The organism is Chlorobium sp. KB01 (genome assembly GCF_001975465.1).
GTDB lineage: Bacteria > Bacteroidota > Chlorobiia > Chlorobiales > Chlorobiaceae > Chlorobium.
Genome location: NZ_MPJE01000013.1, coordinates 1 through 16,584, shown reverse-complemented (window position 1 = coordinate 16,584; position 16,584 = coordinate 1). Strand labels below are relative to the sequence as shown.

The window sequence follows — 16,584 nt, the reverse complement described above, 5'->3', positions numbered from 1 at the left end:
GTTTCTGCGCTCCGTCCGCCTCGCACTCAAACCGCTCACGACAATTAATAGAGGTGCCCCGGAGATAACCCGGTTTTTCGTAATTCCGTCCTTTGTTTTTCAAAAAGCGGTTTCCGCCTCAGGCCTGAATGATCAGAGCCGGAGGGGCGGTCTGTTGCTCACAGAAAAAACCTGTTTTTTTTTGTGGAGTACGGATATATTCCCGCGAAATTCTTAGATTAAATGTATTTCTCCGGAAAGGAGAGAGAGTGAACTTGTGTTCTTTTCATGCATTAACCTTAAAAATAAAATAAAAATGAAAACAGTCAGCCCTTTATTCAAAACCCTGATTATTCCGGCAATGCTTTTGCTTGGAGCCTGCGGCAGTGAAAAGGAAGTTGTGGTTGCACCTCCTCCTCCCCCTCCCCCGGCAGTTGTTCCTGTTCTCGGTGATGTATTTTTTGATTTTGATAAATCAGATATTCGCACCGATGCAGTTGATCAGCTCAAGACCAATGCTCAGTGGTTACAGGCAAATCCCTCACAAAAAGTGGTTGTTGAAGGCCATTGCGACAACAGGGGTACTGCCGAGTATAACCTTGCGCTTGGCGAACGCCGTGCAGCTGCAGCCAGAGATTTCGTTGTTAATCTTGGCACCGATGCCGCCCGTGTGAAGACGGTCAGCTATGGCGAGGAGAGACCATTTGCACAGGGAAACACCGAAGAGGCCTGGGCTCAGAACAGACGCGCTCACTTCGTTGGTGAATAAGAAGATCCGGTGTAAACACACACTTTGGGGCAGGCCGTAAAATGCCTGCCCTTTTTTTTATCCCTCAAACACCCTTTTCGTTGTGTGTTCGATGGTTTGCTCCCTCTTCATGCGTATTTTCCATCCCCCAACCGCATGCTTTCTCTTTTGATTTTGTAAGTTCTTCTGATTGTGACTTACGAATTAACATTCAAGGAGAGGGTACGATGAACGACGTGAAAAATCAGGATACAGAGCGAGTTGTGGTGACGGATATCCGGATACCTTTCTGGTCCATGGTACTGTTAATGGTGAAGATGGTATTTGCAAGCATTCCCGCGCTTATTATTTTTTCAGCAGTGATCTCGTTGATCATGACACTCCTGATGACACTATTCGGTACCATGTGGGGATTTCACAGCGTGTTTCAGGAGGGGCCTTCATTTTAGGTTTCAGCACAGGAGTTTCTTCAAGCATAAAAAACGTTATGGCTCTTACCCTAAGCGAGCGTCACGGATGCGTGATGCAATCGGAAATCCGCAATATGTCGAATGAGTGCCGTCGTGTTGGCGGCATCAATCTTTCGCAGGGAGTCTGTGATACCCCAGTTCCCGATCCGGTTCAGGAGGGTGCACGGGATGCGATCAGGGAGGGGGTGAATACCTATACACACTATGCCGGTCTGTTGACCCTGCGGGAGGCAATTGCTCACAAGCAGAAGCGATTTACAGGCATAGAGCGTAACCCTGAATCTGAAATTATTGTCAGTGCCGGTGCAACAGGTGCGCTCTATTGTGCGTTTCAGGCCCTGCTTGACCCGGGAGATGAGGTGATTCTGTTTGAACCCTTTTACGGTTATCATGTCAGCACCCTGCAGGCTTCAGAAGCGGTACCGGTCTATCTTCCACTTCGTTTTCCTGACTGGTCGTTCAGCACTCATGACCTGGAGCATCTGGTGACGCCGCGAACGAAAGGGATCATTGTCAATACGCCGGCCAACCCCTCCGGCAAGGTCTTTACCCCAGAGGAGCTTGAGCTGATCGCTCTCTTTGCGGAGCGCTATGATCTGTTTGTCTTTACTGATGAGATCTACGAGCATTTTCTCTATGGCGGCCGTACTCACCACTCTTTTGCCGCCCTGCCGGGCATGAAGGAGAGGACCATTACGGTATCGGGTGCATCAAAAACCTTCAGCGTTACCGGCTGGAGGATCGGCTATGCTCTCTGTGACGCCCGCTGGGCACAGGCTATCGGCTACTTCAATGATCTTGTCTACGTCTGTGCACCTGCTCCTCTCCAGATCGGCGTTGCCAAAGGATTGCTTGAGCTTGGTGACGACTATTACAGGGCCCTTTCCGTTGCATATGAAGCGAAGCGCGATCTCTTCTGCCGTGCCCTTACCAGTGCAGGGCTTGCGCCCTCCATTCCCGATGGCGCATATTATGTGCTTGCCGATGTATCCCGTATACCCGGAAAGAGTGCCAAGGAGCGGGCCATGCACATCCTCCGGAAGAGCGGGGTCGCCAGTGTGCCTGCCAGTGCATTTTATCATGATGGCCTTGGCGAGTCGATGGTTCGCTTCTGTTTTGCCAAAGAGGATGCTGTGCTGGAGGAGGCAGGCCATCGCCTTCAGATCCTGGCCTGAAGGGTAACTTTTTTCAGAGCGACGCCGTCAACCATAAGAAGCGCAGCAGCAGGCACTCTTTTTCCGGCAGATGAAACCCCTCACCGCTCATTGTTGTTACCATTAACAGGCTCTCGGGAGTAGTTAACCAAACAGAAGAGGGAGTAGTGATGAAAATTGTTGAAAGGGTATCCGTAGCATGTCCTTACTGCGGGGAGCTTATGGAGCTTCAGGTTGATTGCCCGGAAGGGGATCAGGAGTTTCAGGAGGATTGTCCGGTTTGCTGCAAACCGGTCACCGTTTCGGTGGCATTTTCAGACAAAGGAATTTCATCGGTGGAAGCCAGACCGGAAGAGTAGGCCGCTGAAAGCAACTCCGGCGGATTCCGGATCGGATGATGGCGGGGGATCGTTCCTAAAAAAAAGCTGAAACCGAAGCTGTAAGCCGAATTCTGTGGATTATCCGGAGTCCGGATAAAACTGCAGCCATTTATCTGATGCGGCTTACCCGAAAACTCTCCTTTCGGAATTGAACGGGCCGCTCTCTTTCCCGGGAGGGAAAAGTTTTCCTATTTAGCCTTGCTTCGGGGAGGTTTGCCAAGCGCAGTGCATTACTGCACTGCCTGGTGGTCTCTTACACCGCCGTTTCACCCTTACTCCGGCCGTCCGGAGCGGTCTGTTTTCTGTTGCACTATCTGTGATAACCGGCTTGCGCCGTCATCCCCGGGCTTGAGCCTTTCGGCTCTCGACCGGCACCCTGCCCTGTGAAGTTCGGACTTTCCTCTGTGAAGCGTGATGCTCTACAGCGACTGCACACTTGCGGTTTCAGCAATTAAAACAACGATAATGGAACGGTGATCGTTCCGGCACCGGAGTGCCACTCTTCTCTCTACAACTCGGCCTCTTCAAAAAGGCGCTCATGGACTACAATCCGGCCGCATGACTCGCAAAGATAGAAGCCACCCTGTACAATCATGGTGTGACGGTTGGTCGGAACCCTGGTATTACATCCTGAACAGGCATTTCTGTTCAGCTTGACGACAGCATTCTGCAGGGAGCCGCTTCTGAGATGGTCGTATTTGTCGAGCAGGCGCCTGGCCTCTTTTGAAATGAGGTTGCGCTGATCTTCAATCTTCTTCTTCAGGGTGTCAACGTCCTCGGCGGTTTCAATAACAATTCCCTGCAGCTCCTCTCTTTTCTGTCCGAGCTGACTGGTAAGATCTTCAAGCTGCTGCAGGAGAATATCGTCAGGCATCATCTCTTCGGAAATTTCGTCGTATCGGTTCTCCGTGATAAGCTGACGGCCTTTTTGCTGGATTTCAAGTGCCCGCTGTTCTGCATGAGCAATGTCCTGAAGCTGTATCTCTGCCTGGGCTATCTCTTTTTCTTCATACTCAATCTGCTTGGAGAGCGCATCATACTCCTTGTTATTGCGGGCAAGTGTTTGCTTCTCCTTGAAGGATCTGATTTTGTCCTTGCACTCATTGATGGTTTCCTGCAGACGCTGCCGGAGTTTCAGGTGCTCCCCGGCAACTTTCTTGCGGGACTCAATCTGTCGATTGGTAAAGGCCAGATCTTCATCAAGAGCGGTAATCTCTTCAGGAAGCCCTTTCTGAAGGCTGACAATACTTTCTATCTGGTTGTCAAGATGCTGGAGCCTGACAAGAAGGTTTATTTTGGTATGATCCACTACGGCTGATGGTTTGGATTGTTAAATCATAAAAAAAGCACCTTCCCGAGAAAAGATGCGCACCCTGTTGTATATGTAAGAAAGACTGTCTGATCGCTGTCGATTGCAAAAAAGAGTTATATGATTTTATATGCATATCGCAGAAGATTTTTTTGTGCCCGAAAGGAGACTCGAACTCCTACACCTTGCGGCGCGCGTCCCTGAAACGCGTGCGTCTACCAATTCCGCCATTCGGGCAATGCGTTATGCTTCAACCGGAGCAAAAAACAGGCTCTTTTCTGTCTTACGTTGACGAATAGAGAGCGTTACTTGATCTCCTTGTGCAGGGTATGACGCTGCAGGTTGGGATTGTACTTCTTCAAGATAAGACGATCAGTCGTATTTTTCTTGTTTTTTGTGGTTGTATATCGTGAAACCGTTTTTCCTTCCTTTTTTGCTTCTGTGCACTCAAGGGTGATAACGATTCTGTTTTCTTTTCCTTTTGCCATGGTAACCCTGATCCGGTATAAGTTGTAAAGAGTTGTGAATATAAACCCTTCAGGGTAAATTTGCAAGTTAAGGTTTTTTTCTTTCCGTGATAACGTGAGAAAGAGTATTTTTAACCTGCCTCAGGGCAGAGCCCTGCGGGCCTTTAATCTGGAGTGTATCGCTATAAAATTCAATAACCGGAACCAACACCGTGCTCGACAGTAATCTATTTCACTATAACGGCAGAACGCTCTCATGTGACGGGATCTCACTTGAAAAGCTTGCCGACACCTTCGGAACCCCTCTTTTTGTGACCTCGGCAAAGAGTCTGGCCGGAAGTCACAGGGCTTTCGAGCATGCGTTTGCCGATTTGCCCCATTTTACCTGCTATTCAGTCAAAGCCAACTATAATCTTTCGGTTATCAGAACATTTGCTGAACTCGGCTGCGGATGTGATGTCAATTCAGGAGGCGAACTCTTTCGTGCCCTCAAGGCCGGTGTAGCAGCCGAAAAAATCATCTTTGCCGGCGTCGGCAAGAAACCCGAAGAGATTGCCTATGCACTTAAAAGCGGGGTGCTTATGCTCAAGGCAGAGTCGCTTTCAGAGCTTCGCGCCATCAACCGTATTGCCGGTGAGCTTGAACTCATTGCAAACGTCGCGATACGGATCAATCCAAACGTCACGGCCGAAACTCACCCCTACATCACTACCGGTGACAGCAAGGAGAAGTTCGGTATTGATGAAGCGGAGCTTCCGGCAGTTTTTGCACTGCTTCCCCAACTGCGCAATCTTTGTCTTCTGGGACTGGATATGCATATAGGGTCGCAGATATTCGATCCGGAATACTATGTGGCGGCAACCACCAAGCTGCTCGATATCTTCAGCGCATCAAAGGAGATGGGTTTCGGGGTTGAATTTCTCGATATAGGCGGAGGGTTTCCGGTGACCTACGATCCGCTTAAACCGGCCACACCGATTGCGCATTTCGCCGAAAAGCTTATTCCGATGCTCAAACCTGCCGGTGTCACAGTTATTTTTGAACCCGGCCGCTCATTTGTTGCCAATGCATCGGTTCTTCTGACCAGGATCCTCTATAAAAAGCGGAATCATACCGGCAAGGAGTTTTTTGTTGTTGATGCGGGGATGACCGAGCTGATCCGCCCGGCGCTCTATCAGGCTCACCATGAAATTCTTGCCGTGACCAGTCATGAACAATCTGTTGTTGCCGATGTGGTCGGGCCGGTCTGCGAGTCAAGCGACTTTTTTGCACGCCATCGTGAAATTGATGCGGCTGAAGAGGGAGAGCTGCTTGCGGTGATGTCCGCCGGTGCCTATGCCGCAGTTATGGGCAGCAACTACAATGGCCGGCTGCGTCCTGCGGAGGTTCTTGTCAATGGAAGCGAGGTAAAGCTGATCCGGAAACGTGAGAGCTATGAACAGCTCATCCAGAATGAACTGCTCTGAGCGGGCCGGTTTCCGGATTGAGAACAAAGGGTTACTGGTGAAGGTTGTTGAATATTCTGAGAGTCGCGTCAGCCATGTTGAGGGTGTAGAAATGCACACCCTTGATGTGGTTGTCGATCAGCTCCTGCACCTGCATGGTGGCCCATTCTATACCAACTGAAGCCACCCCGGCGTCATCCGAAGCACTCAGTACCTTTTTCATGAGCGGAGCAGGAACTCTTGCTCCAAGCGCCAGTTCCGACATTCTGATCATACCCTTGCGGGTTGTAATGGGCATGATTCCAGGAATAATGGGTACCGTAATACCTGCAATGGTGCAGCGTTCAACAAAATCAAAAAAGTCGCGGTTGTCAAAAAAGAGCTGGGTAACAATATAGTCGGCTCCGGCATCAATCTTCTCTTTCAGATAGTCGATCTCCTGCAGCCGGTTGGGTGTTTCAGGATGACCTTCAGGAAATCCTGCAACGCCGACACCGATATCCGGATAGTTTGTTTTGATGAAACGGATCAGGTCGATGGCATGGGGGAAATCCTTGATTGCTTCAGCCAGTGTCGCCGTACCGGCAGGTTTGTCTCCCCGCAAGGCCAGTACATTGTTGATGCCGTTATCACGGTAGTTCTGCAGGATCGATCCGGTTTCTTCCCTGTCCGAACAGATGCAGGTAAGATGGGAGACGACGGTCAGGCCGGTCTCTCGCTGGATTTTTGTCACCAGATCATGGGTTCTCGAACGGGTCGAACCTCCGGCGCCATAGGTCACGCTGACATAGGAGGGGTTGAGCGGTGAGAGTGCAGCAATGGTTTTGAAAAGTGTTTCCCACTCTTCGTCTTTTTTTGGAGGAAAGAACTCAAAGCTGAATACAGGTTTTACAGCAGCGTCCAGAATTTCTTTGACCAGCATGAAGAAGATGACGTTTAGAAGCTTTTTTGAAAAAGAACAATATACAAAACAATGATTTGCCTGAAGTGAAAAATATACAGAAGCCGGGGCAGTCAGAGCGCTTCTCCCTGGCACCATATCCGGCTCTCCGGCTGCTTCTCGGCGTTATTCCGGGAATTCTTGCGGGAGTCTATCTTCCCTTTCCGCTTGAGGCATGGATTATCATATGCGCAATCGCGCTTTTTACGCTCCTTGGATCGCTTTTGTATGAGGCAATCAAAAAGAGGGGCTCCACTCCTCTCTGCATCACGACGCTCAGCTATACCCTGTTTCTCTTCTCCTCTTTTGCTGCCGGCAGTGACTTCCGTATGCATTATGCTCCCCGAAACGGCCTGCTCCCATTTACCGGTAAATCGCTGATCCTCTACGGGCGTGTCGATGGACGGCCTGACACCTCTGAAAATGGGACAGGCTGGATCATGGATGTTGAAGAGGTTTTCGCCGATGGACGAACCGTAACGCTCCATGACCGGGCAATGGTATTTATGCGCAGCGCCGGAGAAGCCGGAAAGGGAATCAGATATGGTGACAGGGTTCGTGTGAAGGGGCAGCTCAACCTTATTCCCGAAGCGGCAAACAGGGGAGAGTTTGATCCCCGTCAGGCCGCCGCAATGAAGCAGGTATCGGTACAGCTCTACTCTGCAGGTCCATGGATGGTTCAGCATGAAGGCGAGCCGGAGCTCAACGGTTTTGAGCGGTTCATTGTCAAACCGGTCGCGGATTATATCATGAAAAGTATTGAGGATCTGATTCCCCCCGGCGAGGAGAGCCAGCTTGCAGCAGGAGTGCTTACCGGTGAAAAGGAGTACCTTCCTGAAGAGCTGTTCGAGGCATTCAGAATTACCGGTACGGCGCATATTCTTGCCGTATCCGGGCTCAATGTCGGGCTGCTTGTTCTTGCCATCCACATCTCGCTGCAGCGCCTGAAAGTCACTACTGCGGGGCGGTGGTTCTCGTTTCTGCTTGCCGTTTTTATTCTGCTGGTTTACAGTCATGTTACCGGTAACTCGGCTTCTGTCAAACGTGCGGCGATCATGACGGCGGTGCTTATCGGCGGCGAGACGCTTGGAAGAAAAACCTTCTCCATGAACTCGCTTGCGCTTTCAGACGTCTTGATTCTTCTGTTTGACCCCCTTGATCTTCTCAGCCCCGGTTTTTTGATGACCAACAGTGCCGTTGCCTCAATTCTTCTGCTTTATCCCCGTTTTACTCCGATGACCGGTTGTGGAGGGGGAGCTTTTCAGGCGGCCGGGCGTCTCCTGTTCTCAAGTTTTGCCGTTACTCTTGCGGCTGTTATCGGTGTCGCTCCGGTGATTGCTTTCTACTTCGGCACCTTTTCCCTGATCGGGCTTCTTGCAAATATTCCCGTGGTACTCTTCTCCACCCTTCTGATGTATGCGCTTGTGCCCATGCTGGTTCTGAACCTTCTCTCAGGGTACGCGGCCACATTTTTTGCTGAAAGCGCTGTGCTTTTTGCCCGGCTGACGCTCAACTCGGCGCTGGTTTTCAGCCGGGTACCCTTTGCATCACTATCCTGGAAGCCGGATCTGCCGGAAGTTGCGCTCTACTACCTGATGCTCTCTGCTGTCCTCTTTTATTTCAGTCGAAAAGCGTGGGGCAGGCTTGCGCTTTCAGTGCTTCTCGGGGCAAACCTGCTCTTCTGGTACTCATTTACTGTTCATGCCCGTCCGGTTGCCCCCTTGCTTATGACGGTTAATCTTGGCCGTAATCTGGTCACTGTTTTTTCCGTGGGGGGGAAAACCCTGCTCATTGATGCAGGGAGGAGTGCGAGCAGCTTCAAGCGTATCACGCAACAGCTTGAGCTCCACGGCTATGGAGCACCTGATGCAGCGGTTCAGTTTTACACCCCCGACTCGCTTGTTTCGCGCCTCCCGGTTCAGCATCACATGCTTCAGGCTGACAGGCTGCTTGCTCTTCCCGCCATGCTCATCATGCGCCCCAGGGAGAAGGTTCTGAAAATCCAGAGCAGGGAGAGTTCACTGCTTGTTGTATCAGGCTCAAGCCGGTTGCAGGAATCGGAGCTCTTCAAGGCGGATATCGTAGAACTCTGGGTCTACCGTTTTGCTGAAAAACAGCAGCAGCAGATTGGCTCATGGCTCAACTACGCCCGGCCGACACACTGCATTCTGATTCCCGGCTCCTTTCTCTCCCGCACAGATCTTGCCGCTCTCGGTCGATTTGCGGCAGCACATCCAGAGCTTGAAATTCGAAGTAAAACCAGACAGGTGGTGATAAAGTAATGGTGCAGGAGAAGTGAATTTCAGGGAGCAGAGTTGTTATTGGCTGTTAGAACTTCTTGAATAAAAAGTAAGTTACCTATATTTCACCCTGCACCAGGGAGTGCTCAATGTGCAGCTTGATTCTCTGCAAATGGTTGTTATCGTGCGCAGCTTATTTTTCGAGTCCGGACCTGGAAAACTGTTAACAGGAGCCTATGGCAATTCAATACACTGCGGAAGTTGAGGATGAGATTCTCTTTGTTACCGCCCGGGGTTTTGATGAAAATCTCGAAGATGTCCAGAATTATGGCATGAACATTATTGGTTTATGCAAACAGTGCGGAGTTGCTCGTGTTCTTTGTGATGAAACCGCACTTGAGTATCGGCTTGGCACACTTGATACCTATGAGGCGGGAAAGTATATGTCTGAAAATGTTCCGATACTTGCCAAAGTGGCAATCGTTTGCAATCCGAAGTTTTTCTATGAGGCGGAGTTTTTCGAAGATGTTGTCGTCAATCGGGATCTCACCCTGCGTTTTTTCAGCGACATTGATACTGCAATGCATTGGCTCAGAGGAGCTTGAGGCTTTCTTCTATCCCCGCAGATCCCGGTTGAAGAGGGTGGTGCCGATGAGGCTGTCCACGATTTTTGCAATCTCCGGAGCGAGTCCGGGAGGGTTGAGCTTGCTGATGACCAGTGCCAGGGTGTAGATTTTACCTTCGATCGGCAGGAATTTATTGACCACGACCACGTTGTCGTCGCGAAGCCGGCACTCTCCGCCAAGGAAGTTGCCCTTTTCATAGCGCAGGCTGTACCCGAACCCCTTTATGGCGCTCTCCAGAAGCGTGAGCTGTGCAGTTTTTTTCATGAACCCTCCTCGTTTATTAAGGTGTTCAGTGCTCTTTTGTCAGAAGGTATTTGAGTATCGGTGCAACATGCAGGGCCTGCAGCATAGAGCCGTCAAGTGCAATTGAGCGGAGTTCATCAAGGGATACGAGGTGCACACTGATCTCCTCGGTTGCATCGAGCTGCTGCCCTCCAAGCAGTTCAACCCCTTCAGCCAGCCAGGTGGAGGTGATGTTGTTCTGCAGGGCCGGGTTCGGGCTGAGCACCAGCAGCGGGCTCCACCTGCCGCCGCCATACCCGGTCTCTTCATGCAGTTCCCGCTTTGCTGATTCAAGCAGTGATTCTCCCTGCTTGTCGTGAACACCGGCCGGCAGTTCATAGTTTACCCTGCCGATGCCGTGACGGTACTGGCGGATCAGAACGAATTGCTGCTCCGGGGTTACAGCAAGCACGTTGACCCACGGGGGGTATTCCCAGATGTAGTAGTCATCGATAACCCTGCCGTTGGGAAGCTGAACGGTGTCCTGGCGCATGGTGAGCCAGGGCTTCCGGTAGAGGTAGTTGGTGTCGAGGGTGCTCCAGGCCTGCGGGTCGTCTTTCAGGGTGTTGTTCATCATTATCCTCTCATTCTCGGGTCGAGGGCGTCGCGGACACCGTCACCGATAAGGTTGAAGCAGACGACTGTCGTCAGGATGGCAATGCCGGGGAAGGTCGATATCCACCAGTAGTTCAAAAGGCTGTCACGCCCCTCATTGATAATGTTTCCCCAGCTTGGCGTGGGCGGCTGAACACCGAGACCGAGAAAGGAGAGTCCGGCTTCGGTGAGGATAATGCTGCCGATACGCAGTGTCGCTGCGATAATGACCGGAGTGAGGGTATTGGGGGCAAGATGGCGGAAGATGATTCTTGCATCCGAAAGACCCAGCGACTTTGCTGCCAGGATAAACTCCTGCTCCTTGAGCGAGAGCACCTGGCTTCTGACCATCCGGGCAACGCCCATCCATCCGGTGAAGGAGAGGGTGATGACAATCAGGTAGATGGAGTTTCCGAAGGTGGCAATGATGATGAGAATAAGAAAGAGAGCGGGGAATGCGATAAGCACATCAACAATGCGCATCATGACCGCATCGATCCAGCCGCCGAAGTATCCCGAAGAGACACCGATAACGGTACCAAGGGTGACAGAGATGAGCACAACAAGAAAACCGATCGAGAGCGAGATCTTCGAGCCGTAGATCACCCGGCTGAGAATGTCGCGGCCATACTGATCGGTGCCGAGGAGGAAGGTCCGGGTGATGACAAAATCCGGCTTCCCGCCTGCAACGCCGGATGCTCCCGGTTTAACGAATCCCGCCAGTTCACGCAGTGCGATGGTTTTGGTACGCATTCCCTGCAGATAGATAACCGAATCGCCTTCGATGCGGTACTCGTTGACAAACTTGATGGCATTGGGTTCATTTCGCGTTTTCAGCAGCTGCAGGTCGTTGATCAGCGAGTTGGTCAACTCGATGGTTCTGCCGCTTCCGCTCTGTATGGGTATTGCCAGGGTTTTCGGCTGCCTGAGCACCAGAGCATCAAGCTTTGAGAACGGAGGCTGGTAGGCGGTAACAAGAAAGTCCTGCTGGTCATAGGGGCTGAAGGGGGCAATGAAGGGTGCAAGGAATGCAGCCGAGTAGAGCACAAAGATCACCGCTGAGGCATAGAGCGCTATCTTGTGACGCATGAAGGCTCTGAGGCCTAATTTGCCGAGGCTTAACTCTTCACGTTCCTCTTGTACCTCTTCAGCACTCTTTTTTTTCAGAGCGTTACGGGCGAAAAGAGAAAGCAGGAGCGGAAGCACCACCAGGTAGATGGCTCCGATCCAGAACTCCAGAATATCCGTGGTGAAGATCTCCCGCAGTGCGCCAGGTGCTGTAATGGAGAGGAGCGCGGCGGTATAGATTGAACGGAAACTGATAACAACCAGATCGGACTGGATCACCATTACGGTCAGAAACGCCGTAATGGAGAAAAAGAAAAAAAAGAGTTTTCCTCTGTTCTCTGTTCTGCCTTTACCGGCCTCAGGAATCCGGTCCGGACGGTCCGGGGAGCTGCCTCTGTTGTTTTTCAAGCTTCAGGTTGCTATCGGTGAATAATGCTTCAGCAAAAGAGAGCCCCTGTTTGATCTTGCGATCGGGCAGAGCGGCACTCATAAAAGGGAAAAGAACAATATGGAGAGCACATAATCAAGTTATCTGCAAAAAAAAAGCTGCTTTTCCCTGAAAGAAAAGCAGCGTTGTATTCTTCATGCACCGGTCGATGAACAGCGGTTGAACAGTACTCAGCTTGCCGGTGTTTCCGGCACTTCAGCAACTGCTTCGGTCTCTTTTTTCGATGCAAGGATCGTGATAACCGGAGTGTCGGGATCGTCACTGATGACGAGGCCGGCATAGGCGGTCATCGGGATCTCCCTGACATGGATGGAGTGGCCGATCTCAAGTGCGGTAACATCAACAATGAGGTGGTCAGGCATATCTTCCGGTTTGCCCTTGATGGTCAGTGCATGGCGGATGATCTGCAGTTTGCCGCCCTTTTCGACGCCGATGCTGTCACCGGTAACGGAAACCGGCACTTCAAGCTCAATGACCTCATCAGCCGCAAAGAGCTGAAAGTCGGTGTGAATGATCCGGTCGGTCACGGGGTGGAACTGAACCTGTTTGATAAACGAACGTTTGATCCTGCCGTCAGGGAACTGAAGATCGATAATATGCGACTCGGCCGAGTGCACAAGCTTCTTCAGTGCAATCTCGTTGACGCTTACCGGAATGGTCTCTTCTCCTTTATGATAGATCACGGCAGGGACTATTCCATTCTTGCGAAGTTTTTCGGCGTCTTTCTTTTTGATGACGCGGGGCTCAACGCCCAGTACAATGGTTTCCATACTCTTCCTTTATCTCTTTTATCTCTTGTGTTTAATGACTGTTCGTAAGTTTCTGAAGAATATTCTTGCTGTCAAACAGGCAGCTTACAGAGTCATCTTCATAAATACGCTTTATCGCCTCACCGATCAGGTTGCTCACCGTGACCGTTTCGATTTTCGGTGAGTATTCGTGACTGGTAATAACCGAATCAGTGACAATCAGCTTCTCAAGCAGTGACGCGTTGATTCGCTCAATGGCCGGTCCGGAAAGAATCGGGTGTGTTGCTGCGGCATAAATTTTAAGGCCGCCGGCTTCACGGATGGCTTTTGCGGCATTGACAATGGTGCCGGCGGTATCGATCATGTCATCGACAAGCAGGACGTTTTTGCCCTTGACATCACCGATGATGTTCATGACTTCAGCAACATTGGCTGCAGGACGGCGTTTGTCGACAATCACCAGATCGGTGCCGAGCTCTTCAGCAAATTTTCTTGCAAGCTTTACTCCGCCGACATCAGGAGATGCAACAACAAGATTGTCGCGGAACTCTCTTTGACGGATATCGTTTATCAGGACGACACTTGAGTAGAGGTGATCAAATGGGATATCAAAAAAGCCCTGAATCTGCGGTGCATGCAGATCCATAGTCAGAATGCGGTTGGCTCCGGCTTCAGTAAGCAGGTTTGCCACCAGTTTTGCCGTAATGGCCACGCGGGGCCGATCCTTTCTGTCCTGCCGTGCATAGCCATAATAGGGCATGACAGCCGTGATCCTTGCGGCCGAAGAGCGTCGTGCTGCATCAATCATGATAAGCAGCTCCATCAGGTTGTCACCCGGCGGGTTCGTAGACTGGATAATGAAGAGATCCGATCCTCTGATAGACTCGAAAAAGTTAACAGAGATCTCCCCGTCAGAGAAGTTTTCGACTTTGGCATTGCCAAGCGTCATGTCGAGGTACGATGCAATCTTTTCGGCCAGAGCCGGATTACTGCGCCCAGCGAAAATTTTAATGGGTTTTGCCATCGGGTCCTGCATTTTCAAATGAAAGGGATTATATTATGGCAGTAATTCAGTTTCCCGGTGTATCCCCGCTCTTTTTGTGCGGTTGATGATACGCTCAAGAGACTTCGAATATAAATAAAAAGGCTGAAAAATTAATTAATTATTTCCTCTTTCTAACGTTCGGTTAATTGCTTGAAAAATATGACTATTCAGGAGATCAGGGAGTACCTGCTCCGCTTTTCAGACTCGGTTGAACTGCTCGGCAGTGGTGAGGGGAAGATCACTGGTCCGGCCAAAATTGAACTTGCCGGCCCGGGGCAGGTAAGCTTTATAGCCAATGAAAAATATATCCGCTTTCTCGGTACAACCGAGGCCTCTCTGGTTATAGTGCACCGCTCGGTTTCTGTTGACGAGTTCACAGACAAACGATCATTTCTCAAGGTGAGTGACCCCTATACCGCTTTTGTCTTCCTCCTGAAAATATTTGCTCCACCCCGTGTTATAACCGCCCCAGGCATCGCCTCAAGCGCAGTTATCGGCAGCGGTACCACTATTGCTGACGGAGTATCTGTCGGTGAGTATGCGGTGATCGGCGATAACTGTTCAATCGGTCGTAACACGGTTATCGGCTCGCACAGTGTGCTTCTGAACGGAGTAACGCTTGGTGAGGATGTTCTTCTTTTTCCCCGTGTCACCCTCTATGAAGGAACCGTTCTCGGTAACAGGGTGGTTGTTCACTCGGGGAGCGTTATTGGTGCTGACGGATTCGGTTTTGCTCCCCAGAGCGACGGATCCTATGTGAAGATTCCCCAGATGGGCGTTGTCGAGATCGGCGATGATGTCGAGATCGGCGCGAACTCCACGATTGACCGGGCGACCATGGGCAGTACGGTGATCGGACGGGGAGTCAAGATTGATAACCTTGTTCAGATTGCCCATAACTGCACGATTGGTGATGATACGGTCATTGCCGCACAGGCCGGGATTTCAGGCAGTGTAGTCGTTGGTCGTCACTGCCTTATTGGCGGGCAGGCCGGATTTGCCGGTCATCTTGAACTTGCCGACAATATTCAGGTTGCAGCCAAAACCGGTATCTCGAAATCCTTTCTGCAGCCGGGCACGGTTCTGCGGGGAACTCCCGCTCAGCCGATGCGTGATCAATTGAAGCTTGAGGCGATGATGCGTAATCTTGGCGCGATGAAAGAGAAGCTTGACCGTCTTGAAGCGTATATGAAGGTGTGCAGGGCAAAAGAGTGATTATTTCGCCGGAGTCTTCGCCCAGTGCGGCGCGGGGCTACCCGCACCTATAGGGCGTTCGCTGCGAAATGGATGGAGGCGTTAACAGCTCAGGAGAGATTCCTTGGAACCTGCGAGGAGTGGTGGTGAATGATCGGCTGCTCTCTTGAAATATCGACCATAAAGCTGAAGCGTGAAGGGAAGGAGAGCAGAACCTGGTCAACTTCGAACTCAAAGGAGTAGATCCCGCTGAGAGCAAAGAGTGTATCGCTCAGTGCCTGTTTTCTGAGTGCCTTGTTGTGGAGTCGAACACCAAGTCCGTCCCTTGAGGCGAGCTGTCCGAAATAGCCTTTTATACCCTCAGGGGTTGTGACGGTATGGGGGGAAAAGGTCGGAACAAGAACCGCGGCTTCATCATACAGAGCTGCAATATCATCGGGACTTCCGCTGCAGACCCTTGAAACCCATTGAAAGAGAACCTCTTCAGCATTTTTGAAGTGTGTCATGGCAAGCACAATGTTTTTGATTCCGTTTGCTGCGCTGCGCTTGTGAGTCAAGGCAGGAGCGGTTGTATGGTGGGAAATGTAAGATTTTTTTATGTTCACCGCTATTTATTTGTTCGGCGGTTTGAGGGCCCGAAAAAAAAGCCTGAACGGGGTGCATTCAGGCTTTTTTATGGTTTCCTTCTTTTCCTGCAGGATAAGATTACTGATCCAGGCGACCGGATGCAGCCTTCTGCTTGAGCTCCTCATTGGCATAGATCAGCACTTCAACACGGCGGTTATTCTGGCGGCCGTATTCCGTGTCGTTGGATGCCACCGGACGTGACTGGCCGTAGCCGACAGGGGAGAGTCTGCGATCGGAAACACCGTATGCGCTCAACAGTTTGGCAACCGACTCGGCCCTTCTTTCGGAGAGCAGCTGGTTTGAGGCTTCGCTGCCGGTATTGTCGGTATGTCCTTCAATAACGACTTTGGTGTCATCTTAGCGGTTGAGGATTTTTGCGAGTTTTTCAATGTTAGCACGGCTGGTTGAGGTTAACGTTGATGAGCCGGATGTGAAGAGAATCCCGGAATCCATCGTTACCCTTATGCCTTCGCCTTCCCGTTCAACCTGCACGCCGTTGACTTCGTTGCGGATTTCAGCGGCCTGTTTGTCCATGTAATTGCCGATCAGGGCTCCGCTCGCTCCGCCGATGGCAGCGCCGATAAGTGCGCCTTTGGCCCAGCTGCCGGATCTGCTTCCGATAATACCTCCGATTACTCCGCCAGCCGTTGCGCCGATACCCGCACCACGTCCCGCATTGCTTGATGACTGGCAGCCCCAGGTCAATGTGGTCATGGCGAGAATGAGCAGCAGTGCTACCGGTCTGGTGAGTTTTTGCACACGTAACCCGCTCATAGATGTAAATATCGCCATTAGGACGTCTTTCGCGGCGCTCTCCAA

General features: G+C 51.2%; 17 protein-coding genes, 1 tRNA gene, 1 other RNA gene and 1 pseudogene. 8 read left to right on the top strand and 12 right to left on the bottom strand.

Features of this window, described 5'->3' with window-relative positions:
* The first annotated feature begins 295 nt into the window (after window positions 1–295).
* The 4 genes from pal to BOO20_RS00850 all read left to right on the top strand — a co-directional run bounded on the left by pal (window position 296) and on the right by BOO20_RS00850 (window position 2,710).
* Window positions 296–748 carry a peptidoglycan-associated lipoprotein Pal gene (gene pal / locus BOO20_RS00865; RefSeq protein WP_076789386.1) on the top strand — a complete coding sequence of 151 codons (453 nt, stop codon included), beginning with the start codon at window positions 296–298 and terminating at the stop codon, window positions 746–748.
* A gap of 206 nt (window positions 749–954) precedes the next feature.
* The gene (locus tag BOO20_RS00860; protein ID WP_076789368.1) at window positions 955–1,176 is read left to right on the top strand and encodes a hypothetical protein; all 222 of its coding nucleotides are present in this window, start codon (window positions 955–957) and stop codon (window positions 1,174–1,176) included.
* 38 nt (window positions 1,177–1,214) lie between these two features.
* Complete coding sequence (locus tag BOO20_RS00855; protein WP_076789363.1) at window positions 1,215–2,372, top strand: pyridoxal phosphate-dependent aminotransferase; 1,158 nt, start codon at window positions 1,215–1,217, stop codon at window positions 2,370–2,372.
* Window positions 2,373–2,521: 149 nt separating this feature from the next.
* The gene (locus BOO20_RS00850) at window positions 2,522–2,710 is read left to right on the top strand and encodes a CPXCG motif-containing cysteine-rich protein (protein ID WP_076789359.1); all 189 of its coding nucleotides are present in this window, start codon (window positions 2,522–2,524) and stop codon (window positions 2,708–2,710) included.
* Window positions 2,711–2,775: 65 nt separating this feature from the next.
* On the opposite strand, the gene rnpB is transcribed toward BOO20_RS00850, so the two are convergent.
* The 4 genes from rnpB to rpmG all read right to left on the bottom strand — a co-directional run bounded on the left by rnpB (window position 2,776) and on the right by rpmG (window position 4,528).
* Window positions 2,776–3,176: RNase P RNA component class A (gene rnpB / locus BOO20_RS00845), an RNA gene on the bottom strand.
* Window positions 3,177–3,239: 63 nt separating this feature from the next.
* Window positions 3,240–4,040, bottom strand: a complete 801-nt coding sequence (locus BOO20_RS00840; RefSeq protein WP_076789356.1) for a zinc ribbon domain-containing protein — start codon at window positions 4,038–4,040, stop codon at window positions 3,240–3,242.
* 155 nt (window positions 4,041–4,195) lie between these two features.
* A tRNA-Leu gene (locus tag BOO20_RS00835) sits at window positions 4,196–4,277 on the bottom strand.
* 68 nt (window positions 4,278–4,345) lie between these two features.
* Complete coding sequence (gene rpmG / locus BOO20_RS00830; RefSeq protein WP_076789353.1) at window positions 4,346–4,528, bottom strand: 50S ribosomal protein L33; 183 nt, start codon at window positions 4,526–4,528, stop codon at window positions 4,346–4,348.
* Between the two features lie 191 nt (window positions 4,529–4,719).
* Here rpmG and lysA point away from each other — a divergent pair, with 191 nt between their 5' ends.
* A complete protein-coding gene (lysA, locus tag BOO20_RS00825; protein WP_076789350.1) occupies window positions 4,720–5,973 on the top strand; it encodes a diaminopimelate decarboxylase in 1,254 nt (417 codons plus the stop codon).
* Window positions 5,974–6,004: 31 nt separating this feature from the next.
* On the opposite strand, the gene metF is transcribed toward lysA, so the two are convergent.
* Window positions 6,005–6,874, bottom strand: coding sequence for a methylenetetrahydrofolate reductase [NAD(P)H] (gene metF / locus BOO20_RS00820; RefSeq protein WP_040433341.1), 870 nt, complete (start codon window positions 6,872–6,874; stop codon window positions 6,005–6,007).
* A 65-nt stretch (window positions 6,875–6,939) separates the two neighbouring features.
* Here metF and BOO20_RS00815 point away from each other — a divergent pair, with 65 nt between their 5' ends.
* On the top strand, window positions 6,940–9,174 hold the full coding sequence (locus BOO20_RS00815; protein WP_076789383.1) for a ComEC/Rec2 family competence protein: 2,235 nt from the start codon (window positions 6,940–6,942) through the stop codon (window positions 9,172–9,174).
* A gap of 194 nt (window positions 9,175–9,368) precedes the next feature.
* Window positions 9,369–9,737 (top strand): hypothetical protein, encoded by a 369-nt coding sequence (locus tag BOO20_RS00810; RefSeq protein WP_076789347.1) that lies wholly within the window; start codon window positions 9,369–9,371, stop codon window positions 9,735–9,737.
* A gap of 9 nt (window positions 9,738–9,746) precedes the next feature.
* Here the strand turns inward: BOO20_RS00810 and BOO20_RS00805 are convergent, their stop codons facing one another.
* The 5 genes from BOO20_RS00805 to BOO20_RS00785 form a co-directional block, all read right to left on the bottom strand.
* Entirely contained in the window at window positions 9,747–10,022 is a 276-nt protein-coding gene (locus BOO20_RS00805; RefSeq protein WP_076789345.1) for a hypothetical protein, read from the bottom strand.
* A 25-nt stretch (window positions 10,023–10,047) separates the two neighbouring features.
* A complete protein-coding gene (locus BOO20_RS00800) occupies window positions 10,048–10,614 on the bottom strand; it encodes an NUDIX hydrolase (protein WP_076789380.1) in 567 nt (188 codons plus the stop codon).
* A 2-nt stretch (window positions 10,615–10,616) separates the two neighbouring features.
* Window positions 10,617–11,984 carry an ABC transporter permease gene (locus tag BOO20_RS00795; RefSeq protein ID WP_233120840.1) on the bottom strand — a complete coding sequence of 456 codons (1,368 nt, stop codon included), beginning with the start codon at window positions 11,982–11,984 and terminating at the stop codon, window positions 10,617–10,619.
* A 336-nt stretch (window positions 11,985–12,320) separates the two neighbouring features.
* Complete coding sequence (locus tag BOO20_RS00790; protein WP_076789339.1) at window positions 12,321–12,920, bottom strand: 50S ribosomal protein L25/general stress protein Ctc; 600 nt, start codon at window positions 12,918–12,920, stop codon at window positions 12,321–12,323.
* Window positions 12,921–12,951: 31 nt separating this feature from the next.
* On the bottom strand, window positions 12,952–13,923 hold the full coding sequence (locus BOO20_RS00785; protein ID WP_076789375.1) for a ribose-phosphate pyrophosphokinase: 972 nt from the start codon (window positions 13,921–13,923) through the stop codon (window positions 12,952–12,954).
* 180 nt (window positions 13,924–14,103) lie between these two features.
* Between BOO20_RS00785 and lpxD the strand changes: the two genes are divergently transcribed.
* Window positions 14,104–15,159 carry a UDP-3-O-(3-hydroxymyristoyl)glucosamine N-acyltransferase gene (lpxD, locus tag BOO20_RS00780; protein ID WP_076789335.1) on the top strand — a complete coding sequence of 352 codons (1,056 nt, stop codon included), beginning with the start codon at window positions 14,104–14,106 and terminating at the stop codon, window positions 15,157–15,159.
* An 89-nt stretch (window positions 15,160–15,248) separates the two neighbouring features.
* Here lpxD and BOO20_RS00775 read toward each other — a convergent pair whose 3' ends face one another.
* Entirely contained in the window at window positions 15,249–15,644 is a 396-nt protein-coding gene (locus BOO20_RS00775; protein WP_076789372.1) for a DUF4440 domain-containing protein, read from the bottom strand.
* Window positions 15,645–15,843: 199 nt separating this feature from the next.
* Window positions 15,844–16,539: pseudogene (locus BOO20_RS00770) on the bottom strand (OmpA family protein).
* Window positions 16,540–16,584 lie beyond the last annotated feature (45 nt).